13 protein-coding genes are annotated in these 13,084 nt (G+C 46.8%); 2 read left to right on the forward strand and 11 right to left on the reverse strand.

Features of this window, described 5'->3' with window-relative positions; all coding sequences use genetic code 11:
* Nucleotides 1-36: 36 nt before the first annotated feature.
* From D9734_RS14405 to msrB, 10 genes are all read right to left on the reverse strand, one after another.
* Nucleotides 37-1,395, reverse strand: coding sequence for an MFS transporter (locus D9734_RS14405; RefSeq protein ID WP_130208364.1), 1,359 nt, complete (start codon nucleotides 1,393-1,395; stop codon nucleotides 37-39).
* 119 nt (nucleotides 1,396-1,514) lie between these two features.
* Nucleotides 1,515-2,273: a DeoR/GlpR family DNA-binding transcription regulator gene (locus D9734_RS14410; protein WP_130208366.1), complete on the reverse strand. Its 759-nt coding sequence runs from the start codon at nucleotides 2,271-2,273 to the stop codon at nucleotides 1,515-1,517.
* Nucleotides 2,274-2,409: 136 nt separating this feature from the next.
* On the reverse strand, nucleotides 2,410-3,390 hold the full coding sequence (ydjG, locus tag D9734_RS14415; protein ID WP_130208368.1) for an NADH-dependent methylglyoxal reductase: 981 nt from the start codon (nucleotides 3,388-3,390) through the stop codon (nucleotides 2,410-2,412).
* A gap of 9 nt (nucleotides 3,391-3,399) precedes the next feature.
* Nucleotides 3,400-4,347 carry a sugar kinase gene (locus tag D9734_RS14420; RefSeq protein ID WP_130208370.1) on the reverse strand — a complete coding sequence of 316 codons (948 nt, stop codon included), beginning with the start codon at nucleotides 4,345-4,347 and terminating at the stop codon, nucleotides 3,400-3,402.
* 4 nt (nucleotides 4,348-4,351) lie between these two features.
* Complete coding sequence (locus D9734_RS14425; protein WP_130208372.1) at nucleotides 4,352-5,188, reverse strand: ketose-bisphosphate aldolase; 837 nt, start codon at nucleotides 5,186-5,188, stop codon at nucleotides 4,352-4,354.
* A gap of 20 nt (nucleotides 5,189-5,208) precedes the next feature.
* Entirely contained in the window at nucleotides 5,209-6,252 is a 1,044-nt protein-coding gene (locus D9734_RS14430; RefSeq protein ID WP_130208374.1) for an NAD(P)-dependent alcohol dehydrogenase, read from the reverse strand.
* A gap of 16 nt (nucleotides 6,253-6,268) precedes the next feature.
* On the reverse strand, nucleotides 6,269-7,648 hold the full coding sequence (locus tag D9734_RS14435) for an MFS transporter (RefSeq protein ID WP_130208376.1): 1,380 nt from the start codon (nucleotides 7,646-7,648) through the stop codon (nucleotides 6,269-6,271).
* Nucleotides 7,649-7,674: 26 nt separating this feature from the next.
* Entirely contained in the window at nucleotides 7,675-8,751 is a 1,077-nt protein-coding gene (locus D9734_RS14440; protein WP_130208378.1) for a zinc-binding dehydrogenase, read from the reverse strand.
* A gap of 361 nt (nucleotides 8,752-9,112) precedes the next feature.
* A complete protein-coding gene (locus D9734_RS14445; RefSeq protein ID WP_130208380.1) occupies nucleotides 9,113-9,385 on the reverse strand; it encodes a YeaC family protein in 273 nt (90 codons plus the stop codon).
* 41 nt (nucleotides 9,386-9,426) lie between these two features.
* Nucleotides 9,427-9,840, reverse strand: coding sequence for a peptide-methionine (R)-S-oxide reductase MsrB (gene msrB / locus D9734_RS14450; protein WP_130208382.1), 414 nt, complete (start codon nucleotides 9,838-9,840; stop codon nucleotides 9,427-9,429).
* Nucleotides 9,841-10,181: 341 nt separating this feature from the next.
* On the opposite strand from msrB, the gene gapA reads away from it, so the two are divergent.
* Together gapA and D9734_RS14460 are read left to right on the forward strand one after the other, a co-directional pair.
* Nucleotides 10,182-11,177, forward strand: a complete 996-nt coding sequence (gapA, locus tag D9734_RS14455; protein WP_000153502.1) for a glyceraldehyde-3-phosphate dehydrogenase — start codon at nucleotides 10,182-10,184, stop codon at nucleotides 11,175-11,177.
* A gap of 83 nt (nucleotides 11,178-11,260) precedes the next feature.
* Nucleotides 11,261-12,145, forward strand: a complete 885-nt coding sequence (locus D9734_RS14460) for a D-hexose-6-phosphate mutarotase (RefSeq protein WP_130208384.1) — start codon at nucleotides 11,261-11,263, stop codon at nucleotides 12,143-12,145.
* 48 nt (nucleotides 12,146-12,193) lie between these two features.
* On the opposite strand, the gene D9734_RS14465 is transcribed toward D9734_RS14460, so the two are convergent.
* Nucleotides 12,194-13,048, reverse strand: a complete 855-nt coding sequence (locus D9734_RS14465; protein WP_130208386.1) for an aldo/keto reductase — start codon at nucleotides 13,046-13,048, stop codon at nucleotides 12,194-12,196.
* Nucleotides 13,049-13,084: the final 36 nt, after the last annotated feature.

A 13,084-nucleotide genomic window follows, 5' to 3' on the forward strand; every position in this document is an offset into this window, starting at 1 on the left:
GCGTTGCATCTGACAATTGACACAATCAGCGAAAATTCAATTCACACCAGAAATTCGTTCCAGCGACACCTTCCGCGTTTCGATGCCAAAAATGGAGAGGACCAGCGCACATAACACCAACATGACACCAAGCACCATAAAGACCGTTATCGAACCATAATGCGTTAATAACGCCGCGACGCCATACGGAGTGAAGACCGCGACGATTCGTCCTACTGCATTAACAAATCCCGAGCCGCGCAGGCGTAAATGGGTTGGCCAAAGTTCCGGGATATACACCGCCGACGCGAAACAAACATACATATAAAGAAAGAAGATCATCACCAGGCCATAGCCTAAAATAGCCCATTCTGTAGTTTGTATTGAATATATATATCCCAACACAGCAATAATTATAAGCAAAGACGAGCCAAATAATCGGCGAGGAAAGTGATCAATAACTAACGCAGCAATGAATATTCCAACCGGAGCACCAATCATAATAACAGCGGTCATTAATATCGATTTATCAACATCAATACCAGAATTAACAAATATGGTAGGTATCCATACGGTGATAGTATAAAGCGAAATATTCATTGCAATTAAAACCGTAATCGCGACTAACGTGCGCCGCAACATCTCGCCTTTAAATAGCAACCAAAAAGTACCACTGATTTCATGACTCCGACTTTCGCTTTGCCTCAAAGCAAGTGGTGGTAGATGAATACCCTTCTCTTTTTCGATTTGCTGCTCTACTTCACGAAGTTGCCTTTCTGCTCCCGGTAATTGTCCAATACCCGCCAGCCAACGAGGCGACTCAATAAAATATTTACCAGAGAGTAACCATGCTAATATTATCCCAATACCGCCCAGCAGAAACATTATGCGCCAACTGAAGAAAGCGATAACGACAACGCCAATCGCCGCTGACAACATGGGCGACCAGTTGCCGACAAATGAGAGTCGCGCGGACCATTTTCCACGAACCAGAGCGGGAATAAACTCAGTAAATGAAGCATAGCCAACCATAATCAGCGACCCCATTCCTGTCCCCATCAGGAAGCGAAAGAAGATGAGCCAGTACATATCAGGGACGAAAGAAGCGCCTGTCGCCGCAATACCGACAATCAGAAGGTTCATGCGGAATGCCCGGCGCCGTCCACAGTAATCACCAATGAATCCACCAGCAAGCGAACCGATGAAATAACCAAACATCAATGCCGACGTAAAAGCAGCATTGAGGAAATTATTTGACCATCCATTGCTTACCAGCTTTGCTAAAACAACATTGCCTGAATAACTTAAAAACCCCGTTAATAACAGACTAAAGCTGATTATGCCAAATATACGATAATGAAACCGGGCCAAAGGCAAGCGGTCCAGTCTTGCGCCAATTTGATCATATTGTTCCATTTGGTGCCTCGAATTTTGCTAAAAAAGGTAGCAATTGCGGCAAACTCACTTGCCGCATTTTTATCATCATTTTATTTCACGGGCGCTGGAACAAATAACATTGACAACGTGTGTTTAAGCTACCACACAAGCTGGATATTATTGTCTTTGCAAAACTCTTCCCATTCTGCACCCGGTGATTTATCAGTTATTATGTAATTAATATGACTAAAGTCAGCTAACTGAACAAAAGCTTTGCGATCAAACTTGGAGTGATCGACTAATAACGCAACTTCTGTCGCCTGGCGGATCATTGTCTTTTTGATCTCCGCTTCAGCTTCGTTCGAGTCCAGTGCGCCGCTGTTAATATCAAGACCTTTACAACTCATTACCATAATATCGACGTGATAACGACTGATGATCTCTTTAGTAATTCGTCCTTGCAGAGAAAGCGTGTTTTTGTTCAGTTCCCCACCGGTTGAAACAACTTTAATTTCTGACTGAGCCAGAACATGAATAGCTTCTGCCGAGTTGGTTAGTAGTGTCAGGTCATTACGGTCTTGCAACAGTTTGAGCAATTCCATAACGGTACTACTGGAATCGGCCGCCATGGTGGTTTTATTGTCGATAAACGGCAGCGCCTTGCGAGCAATAAGCTGCTTCTCTTCATAAAACGACGAAGCTCGCTTATAGAAATGGATATTTTCCGTCAGCATCGCTGTATTTAAAACAGCGCCACCATAAGTTCTGGTCAAAAAGCCTTCATCTTCCAGCTTCTCAAGATCGCGGCGAATAGTTTCTTCGGTTACCTGAAAAATCGAGCTCAAATTCGAAACCGTTACTTTTTTATCGTTGGCAACCATCTGTTTAATTGCCTGAATCCTGTCTTTTGCCGCCACGATTACACCCCTGTCTCTTTTTACATCACATTAGCGCGATTATCGCATAAGCGATGTTTACTTTCAAAATAACCTGTTTGAATCACAGATTTTCATCACAGTTTTCACAGAAACAGAGGTGGATCGTGTGGGGTAGTTAACGCTCCAGGGCCTCTGCCATTTCCCTCATCAATGTTGCGTCTGCATCCGATAAGTTGATATTCAGGGCAGCCACATTTTCACGTACCTGTTCAGGCGCAGTTGCTCCGCTAAGAATGGAGATTAAATCGCTCTGTTTTAATATCCACGCCAGCGCCAGAGTAGGAATTGTGCACTGATAACGCGCACAAAGTGGCCGCCACTGTTCAAGCATATCAATCACTTTGAGCATGTTTTCACGCTGGAACCAAACTTTATTTGCCCGTGCGCCGCCTGGAATATAATCGTGAGTGATGGTACCTGTCAGCAGCCCCTGCTCTAACGGTGAATAGACCTGAACCACAATGCCGTTATCCCGACATAGCGGCAGCAGTTCGTTTTCCATTGCCCGATCGAGGATGCTATATTTCGCCTGAATAATATCCAGCTCACCATATCGCAGATATTCGCGTATATGATCAGCTTCGACATTAGCAGCGCCTATCGAACGAATCTTCCCCTCAGCCTTCAGCTCATTAAGTACTGCTACGGTTTCTGCAATCGGCGTAAAACAAGGCGGCACCGACTGCCAGTGCGTCATGTAAATATCGATGTAGTCAATGCCGAGACGTTGCAAGCTGGCATCGACTTCTTCGCGGATAGATTCAGGAGAGAGGTTTTTGTACAACTGACGATCGCCGACTTTGTTGAATAAACTGCCTTCTCGTTCCCAGACAATACCGCATTTCGTTTCGACGACAATTTGTTCGCGGGGCAATTGTTTTAACGCCTGACCGACAATAACTTCACTATTGCCAAAGTTATATCCGGGCGCAGTATCAATCAGGTTAATGCCGCAACGATGAGCTTCAATAATCGTATCAATACAAATTTGCCGATCGAGATCGCCATTCCATGCAGGACCACCGCCAATGGCCCATGTCCCCAACCCCATCCGTGAAAGCGTTATATCCGTTGTACCTAAAGGTATCATTTTCATTTGCCTTCATTACCCTTCATATTCTTCCAGCAATTGTTCGACCAGCTTTCTGTTTTTCACACCGGTGGTGGCACCAACACTCAGTACCGATATAGCTGCCGTTGCATTGGCAAAGCGCGCGCATTCACGCAGCTCTTTACCTTCCAGCAGTGCCGCAATAAAACCAGAAGCAAAGTTATCGCCCGCGCCAATGGTGTCGATGGCCGTAATTCCCGCTACTGCTGGTACCGTCATCGTCATTTCACCACGCTTGATAAAGCAGCCGTTTTTACCCGTCTTAATTACTACCGTTTTTACACCACACTCAAGAAAGCAGTCAGCAATTTCATCCAACGTCTCTTTTCCGGTGAGTAATTTTGCCTCGGCAAAATTTGGAAACAGATAATCGACATAACTCAATGCTTCGCGAATATCATCCAGTGTTTCATTCAGACGAGGCTTGATCATATCGGCACAAATGATCATCTGCCGGGCTTTCGCTTGCGTAAAAATTTCAGTTAGCGCTTTACCATCCAATAGTGGACTGTTGAATATACTTGCTAGCGATAATAACTTTGCCTGAGAAAACCGTACAAAGTCGACATCATTAATATTCAATTTCCACAAACTGCCGTTGCGATTAGTGACAAATGTCCGCTCGCCATCCTCCGTTACAAGTCCAACGTTAATAGAGGTATCTACGCTGACGTCCTGTTTCAGGCTTTGAATATCAATATTCTCTTTGCAACAATGGTCGAGAATAAATTGTCCTGCGGCATCTTTACCAATGCGGCTCATTAATGCCGTGCGATGCCCCAGGCGAGAAATAATCGTTGCTTCATTGATTGCGTCGCCTCCCGTGGTCATTGCTATTCTTTCAAGCGGATAAGAATCTACGTCAAAAATTTTTTTACTGACCGGCTGTAATGGAATATCAACGATAGCGCCACCTATACATATAACTTCAAGATTGTCCATTACATTATTCCGCCTTGCCGTCTGAACCAAATAATTTGATTTTTTCTAATGCCCTTTCTTTAACGGCTTTACGGACTTCTCGCTCCAGGTGCAAGAAAGGCTGATCCTGATTTTCTTTCACTGCCACCATTGCGGCCTGGCACAGTTCAGTATGAATATTGATTTTCGCTATACCCAATGAAATCGCGGTTTTAATATCAGCATCACTGATCCCCGATGCGCCATGTAAAACCAGCGGAACAGAAACGGCATCGCGCACGCGTTTGACGACCTCAAAGTTCAATTGTGGCTCTGACGTATAAACCCCATGCTGGTTGCCAATGGCGACAGCCAATGAGTCACAGCCCGTGCGTTCAACAAATTCTGCTGCCTGGTCAGGATCGGTATAGTGATAGCCCGCCAGCGCTTCCTCATAAACGGTTTCATTACCGACATGTCCTAATTCCGCCTCTACCGGAATACCCAGCGGATGGAAGAAATCAACAGCCTCTTTGGTTAAACGAATATTTTCTTCGAAATCAAACGCGGATGCATCGCGCATTAAGGAGTTCATTCCATGAGTCCAGGCGTTATGGATAATTTCCATACTCCGGCCATGATCCCAGTGGGTAATTACCGGTACCGTTGCTTTTTGTGCTATTGATACCATCATATGCGAGAAATCTTCGAATGAGGTATTTCCGACAAATCCCGTACCAAAAGAAATAATAACCGGTGATTTTGCTTCTTCTGCTGCGTCGATAACCCCCATTAACATTTCAGCATTCCATACATTAAAATGGGCAATAGCATAATGTTTATTGGTAGCATCATTTTCCCAAAATCTGATATCTGCTAGCATATTCCGTTCTCCCGTAGTAATTAATCGCTAAGTTTAATAACGCTTTTAATAATGTCGCATTTGTTGTTAACCGACTCTTCAAATGCCTGTTGTACATCCTGGTAATCGTAAATATGCGTTACCATCGATTTCACATCGAATCGCCCTGATGAAATAGCTTCAATCGTGACCGGATAACGGTTGGCATAGCGGAAAACCGTCTGGATGGTGACTTCCCGATTGATTTTGAGAAAGTTGATGGCCGAATCGCCGGGTACTGTGCCGACAATCATAATTTTTCCACCGCGCATCACCAGATAGGGAGCTTGTTTTACCGTTACTGCAGAACCCGCAGTTTCAAAAACAATATCTGCGCCCATGTCTTCGGTAAATTGCTGACTGCACGCAATAGTGTCTTGTTTAGCGCCATTGATGACCATTGCCGCGCCAAACTGTTCCGCCATTGCCAGACGTTTTTCCAGCACATCAACGACGGCAATTTCTGTTGCTCCCAGACATTTGCACGCTTGCAACGTCATCAACCCAATACAACCTGCTCCCAGAATAATTATCTTCTTACCCGGTTTAACATCTGCCAGCATGGCGGCGTGCATCCCGACCGCCGCAGGCTCCACCAGCGCCCCTTCCATCGTGTCCATATTGTCGGGCAGTTTGTAAGTAAAGCTCTCCGGATGACACAGATAGTGCGTTAATGCGCCGCGGTAGTTGGGTTGTGTCGCCATAAAATCAACGTCCGGGCAGATGTTATATTTGCCTTCCAGACAGTAACGACAGTGACCGCAAGGAACGCCAGGTTCAATATTTACCCGATCCCCCGGTTTAAATTTGCGCACGCGGCTTCCCACAGCCACAACCGTCCCGGCGCATTCATGACCCAGGCCAATTTCTTGATTTGGGTCTTTAGGCGGAATAAACGGGCCTGATTCAAAACCATGTACATCTGAACCACAAATACCGACATATTCTACTTTAATCAAAACTTCATCTTCTTTAGGCACAGGTATTTCCGCTGAAATAATTTTCATTGTGCCCGGTACCTGCAATATTGCTTTTGAATTTTTCATTTTGAATCCACCAGTATTATTTATTGGCTACTGCATCAATACTTAAACTTTCAACGGAGACACCTTTGGTTTCAATTCCAATGGTGGCGATAGCAATTGCGACAATAATCGAAACCGCCCCCAGAAGAATAAAGACACCCGTTACGCCATAACTACTGAGCAGCACTGCAACGGCATAAGGTGCGGCAATACCACTGATTCGCCCTACCGCATTCGCCAGACCGGAGCCACGGAGTTTGGCCTCTGTCGGCCAGATCTCAGGGACATACACTGCTGAGGCATAGCAAACGTACATATAGACGAAAGTAATCAGGAAGAAACCAATCAACGTTATGAGCAACATACTGGTTTGCAGTGAATAGATATACCCGAGCACCGCAATCAGAATTAATAGCCCAACACCCATTGTTTTGCGCGGAATTTTATCCATCACCAACATAGCAATAAAAATGCCAAACGGCGCGCCAAACATACTCATAGTATTTAAGACAATGGAGTCTTTTAAATTAATTCCCTGGGTCATGAATATCGTTGGCAACCAGTTAATTAACGTGTACTGCACAACGTTCATGGCAATAAGTACACAAGAACCTAAAATAACGCGTCTTAGTAATACTCCCGTCAGTAAGGCAGAATACGGCACCGCTTGTGGCGCTTTACCGTCATCAGTAATAACCACTGGCGGTAAGGGTTTACCCGTCTGGCGTATGACGCCTTCTTCTATACTCCGCATGACTTTCTCGGCTTCCTGATACCGTCCGCGCGATTCCAGCCAGCGCGGGGATTCAGGAAAGTAGCGCCAGGCCAGCGCCGTAGCGATAAGCGACAATATTGCAGGAATAAGCAGTTGTACCCGCCAGTTCCACTCTGCGCTAATCAACGGCGTGAGTCCCATCGCTATCAATGAACAGAGCGGATATGACCAGTTGCCAATAAAGGAAACCCGACTGGACCACGTTCCACGATTTCTACCGGGCATATATTCGGTGAAACCAGCAAACAGTGTAACCAATAAAGCTCCCAACCCAACGCCCATCACAAAACGGCAGGCAATAAGGAAATCCATATTCGGTGAGAAAGCACCGACAACCATCGAGGCAATATGAATGGCCTCATAGAGGATGAACGCGTTTCTGCGACCGGTTTTGTCACCGATGATGCCGCCCACCAGCGCACCGAGAAACATTCCGGCGGTCGTGATTGCCGAGAATGTGGCGGTGGCGGAATTATCTGTCCAGCCCAACTCTTTCAGCTGCGCGAGGATCAAGCCACCAACGGCATTACTCCAGCAGACAAGCAAGCCAAATGCGACGATGGCAAACATTGACGAATGCCAGCGGCAATCCGGTAAGCGATCCAGCCGTGCACCACAATGCGGTTTTGTTATCTGTTCCATGCGATAACGTTCCTTCAGGAGAGTAGTTATTCATCAAAGTCGTAAGTCATGATCACTTTGATTGCGGTTTTATCGACCATCGCATCAAACCCTTCGCACCATTGCGAAAGGCCAATACGATGCGTGATCATCGGTTTGACGTTGATAGCACCGCTGGCTAATAGTCGGATAGCGTTACGCCAGGAGGTGGAGTCATAGGCCATATGTCCAATGATGCTTTTGTTCCAGGCGGTAATGTCATTAATCGAGAAATCAAGAGGTTTGAAGCCCATTCCAACGCGTACCACTTCCCCATTCGGGCGGAGCATTTCGATGGCTTGTTTCAATGCGATATTGGCACCGGAGCATTCAATCACCAGTCCCAAATTGTCTTTGCCACAAATTTGCTGGCAGCGCGCCACCACATCTTCGGTAGAACCATTTACTACTGCCGTTGCCCCCAGTTCTTTTGCAACCGGGAAGCGGACCGCCACATCTTCTTGCAGACCAACGACGACGATATTTACCGCCCCCATAATCCGCGCCATTTGTACGGAGAACAGCCCGAGTGGGCCAGTGCCGATGACGACCACATCCTGACCAGGAAGGAATTTCGATTGCTGCGCGATGGATTTGTAGGCATTACAAATAGGGTCAAGTACGGCGGCGTCCTCATAATCAACACCATCAGGGATTTCCCACAACGCATGACGATGAATTTTGAGAATTTCACCAGGAACCAGACAATATTTGGAAAAACCACCGCCCCAGGTATTGTTATCCAGACCAAGGTTTACTTTTTCTGTACAACACAGAAAATCACCTTGTTCACAGGCCGGACAAACGCCGCAAACGTGACCGCTGTTATCCGACACGACGCGTTGCCCCACTTTCCAGTCTTTGACTTTTTCACCAACCTGCGCAATACAACCTGCAAACTCATGGCCGCGGATAGAGTTAAACTCATCAGAACCGCTATCAACGTTGTAGTGTTTCATGTCTGCGCCACAGATAGCTGCGGCTTTAATTTCAATCACCACATCTTCCGGGCCACAAACGGGCCGTGGGACATCAATCATCTTGTAGCCGCCAAAGGCCTTGCCAAACCGAGCCAGTGCTTTCATTGCGTCATCCTTTGTGTTTTGTTTTGCTTAGATGACCATCATACTTACCCACATAATTTTTGAGGTCAACATTAAATCTTTAAAACACAGATGTTGATCTGCGATTTAAAACTTAGATCACAAATACGCAGAAAACCTGAGAATGGGTTACAGATTGATGGAAGGCGGTACGCAAAAGAGGGAAATTCAGCAGTGATCCCTACTTAACGAAAGTAAGGATGCAGGGATGAAAAATTCAGGGGGGTTAATACAGACGTGAAGCTCCGGAAAGGTTTAAAGCTACAAACGAAATCGACGAGGGATTGGACAATTAATTTCAGGCAATCCCCTTTATTAATTACCTGTAAAGGGGATAACTCCATCACTTAAACATAGCAATCGGCTTCGCCGTAATACCAAAATCTTCTTTCAGTTGCTGCTTGCTCTTCATCACCATCTGACCGTTGGTGTCGATGGTCATATGCTGCGCGTCGGTATTGTTTCGGGCTTGCCACAGCATAACCAGTTGCAGGCAGTTCTCTTTTTGTTGTTCGGTCAGCGCAACACCATCTGGCCATTTTCCCAGTTCAACAGCGGTCGATAAACGCTGATAAACCTCAGGCGTCATGCTGTTGATCATTTCATCAAGATTCATGATTTTTCCGCTCCTGTGGAATAAGTTGCTGAATCGTTTTTTCAACCGTTGATTTCTTCGCCATTTTCACCATCAGTGAAACGTAAAGAGGCTGAGTTAACACAATAACGTTCGCCTGCGGGCTGCGGCCCATCAGGAAAGACATGTCCAAGATGGGCATCACAGTTACCGCAACGAATCTCGATGCGCTGCATTCCATGTGACAAGTCTTTGATATAACGAATTGAATCTTCACTCACCGGTTCGTAAAAGCTCGGCCAGCCACAACCTGAATCATATTTAGACTGGGAGTGAAACAGAGGGGCATCGCAGATCAAACAGTGGTAAAGGCCGTCACGCTTATTGTGCAGTAAACGGCCAGTAAATGGCGGCTCGGTCCCGTGATTCTGTGTCACGTAAAACTGCATCTCGGACAATTTGTTTTTCAGTTCGTCTGCCGAAGGTTTGTTAGCCATTTGCTCACATCTCACTTTAATCACGCTCACATTACGCGACCAATTCTAACAAAACATTAACACCAACTGGCAAAAATTTGTCCTAAACTTGATCTCAGCGAAATGGCAGCGCCTAAATCGTGATGAAAATCACATTTTTATCATAATTGCCCTTTAAAATTCTCGGCGCCGCCCTCATGTGGTTTCAGGCACAAAGGAAGAGTGGGGCAAGTCAGTCGCGTAATGCTTAGGCAGAGGATTGATTTGTCGCAATGATTGACACGATTCCGCTTGACGCTGCGTAAGGTTTTTGTAATTTTACAGGCAACCTTTTATTCACTAACAAATAGCTGGTGGAATATATGACTATCAAAGTAGGTATCAACGGTTTTGGCCGTATCGGTCGCATTGTTTTCCGTGCTGCTCAGAAACGTTCTGACATCGAGATCGTTGCAATCAACGACCTGTTAGACGCTGATTACATGGCATACATGCTGAAATATGACTCCACTCACGGTCGTTTCGACGGCACCGTTGAAGTGAAAGACGGTCATCTGATCGTTAACGGTAAAAAAATCCGTGTTACCGCTGAACGTGATCCGGCTAACCTGAAATGGGACGAAGTTGGTGTTGACGTTGTCGCTGAAGCAACTGGTCTGTTCCTGACTGACGAAACTGCTCGTAAACACATCACCGCTGGTGCGAAAAAAGTGGTTATGACTGGTCCGTCTAAAGACAACACTCCGATGTTCGTTAAAGGCGCTAACTTCGACAAATATGCTGGCCAGGACATCGTTTCCAACGCTTCCTGCACCACCAACTGCCTGGCTCCGCTGGCTAAAGTTATCAACGATAACTTCGGCATCATCGAAGGTCTGATGACCACCGTTCACGCTACCACCGCTACTCAGAAAACCGTTGACGGCCCGTCTCACAAAGACTGGCGCGGCGGCCGTGGCGCTTCTCAGAACATCATCCCGTCCTCTACCGGTGCTGCTAAAGCTGTAGGTAAAGTACTGCCAGAACTGAATGGCAAACTGACTGGTATGGCGTTCCGCGTTCCGACTCCGAACGTATCCGTAGTTGACCTGACCGTTCGTCTGGAAAAAGCTGCAACTTACGAGCAGATCAAAGCTGCCGTTAAAGCTGCTGCTGAAGGCGAAATGAAAGGCGTTCTGGGCTACACCGAAGATGACGTAGTATCTACCGATTTCAACGGCGAAGTTTGCACTTCCGTGTTCGATGCTAAAGCAGGTATCGCTCTGAACGACAACTTCGTGAAACTGGTATCCTGGTACGACAACGAAACCGGTTACTCCAACAAAGTTCTGGACCTGATCGCTCACATCTCCAAATAAGTTGAGATGATACTGTGATCTATAAAGAGCGACTTCGGTCGCTCTTTTTTTTACCTGATGAAATGAAGTTAAAGGACTGCGTCATGATTAAGAAAATTTTTGCCCTTCCGGTCATCGAACAAATTACCCCTGTCCTCTCCCGTCGTAAACTGGATGAACTGGACCTTATTGTGGTCGATCATCCCCAGGTAAAAGCCTCTTTTGCATTACAGGGCGCTCATCTTCTCTCGTGGAAACCTGCGGCTGAGGAAGAAGTTCTGTGGTTGAGCAACAATACCCCGTTTAAAAATGGTGTAGCCATTCGCGGCGGCGTACCGGTTTGCTGGCCGTGGTTTGGTCCGGCTGCACAACAAGGTCTGCCTGCGCACGGTTTTGCCCGTAACCTGCCGTGGACGCTGAAATCACATAGTGAAGATACCGATGGCGTGGCGCTGACTTTCGAACTGACACAAAGCGAAGAGACGAAAAAATTCTGGCCGCACGACTTTACGCTATTAGCGCATTTCCGCGTGGGTAAAACCTGTGAAATCGATCTTGAATCACATGGCGAATTTGAAACCACCTCTGCCCTGCATACCTACTTTAATGTTGGCGATATTGCCGGGGTGAGCGTCAGTGGTCTGGGCGATCGCTACATTGATAAAGTGAATGATGCAAAAGAAGGTGCACTAACTGACGGGGTCCAGACATTCCCGGATCGTACCGACCGCGTGTATCTGAATGCCCAGGATTGCAGTGTGATTAATGACGAGGCGTTAAATCGTATTATCGCCGTAGGCCACCAGCATCATCTGAACGTCGTTGGCTGGAACCCAGGACCGGCGCTTTCTGTCAGCATGGGCGATATGCCGGATGATGGCTACAAAACATTTGTTTGTGTGGAAACAGCTTACGCTTCAGAAACTCAAAAAGTCACCAAAGAGAAACCTTCACATCTGGCGCAATCCATTCGCGTTGCCAAACGTTAATTTGCGTTAGTCACTGTGCCGGATGCATGCATCCGGCCTTGCAGCAAATCACACCATATCCAGCGCAGTTTTTCCTTTTGGTGCCGGGTACGCTTTTTCCAGCATCGCCAGTTCTTCCCCTGAAAGCGTCAATTCCAACACTACCGCATTTTGTTGGACATGTGCGACAGTTGCCGCTTTCGGAATCGCCATCACGCCCTGATGGCTGATCACCCACGCCAGCAGAACTTGCGCCGCAGTGACATTGTGAGCATGAGCAATTTCGTTGACCACTGCGTTTTTTAGCAAGCCATTGCGTAAGCGCCCGGCCTGCGCCAATGGACTGTATGCCATCACTGGCATATGTTGTTGCTGACACCAGGGTAGCAGATCATATTCAATACCGCGCGAACCGAGATGATAAAGCACCTGATTGGTAGCGCATTGATTTCCCCCTAGCACCTGCCAGAGTTCCTGCATGTCGGCATAATCAAGATTAGAAACGCCCCAGCGACGAATTTTGCCCTGGGCGATCAGTTTTTCCATCGCCGCAACAGTCTCTTCAAAAGCGAAACTGCCAGACCAGTGCAATAAGTAGAGATCGAGATAATCGGTATTGAGACGACGTAAACTGGCTTCGCAAGCGTTAATGGCTTTTTGCCCGCCGGCATTCCACGGATAGACTTTGGAGACGAGGAAAACCTTATCACGCAGGCCGGATAATGCTTCACCAACCACCTTTTCGGCACCGCCTTCGGCATACATTTCAGCGGTATCAATGAGAGTTAAACCAAGATCAATGCCCGCACGCAGTGCATCAACTTCGGTTTTACGCTGACTGACCTCTTCGCCCATATACCATGTTCCCTGCCCTATGGCTGGCAGTGAGACATCGCCACTAAATTGAATCGTTTTCTGTTGCATCGCTTCCTCCCAGTTTTTGCACCACCGTAATGCAAA

Source organism: Escherichia sp. E14S1 (assembly GCF_004211995.1).
Taxonomy (GTDB): domain Bacteria; phylum Pseudomonadota; class Gammaproteobacteria; order Enterobacterales; family Enterobacteriaceae; genus Escherichia.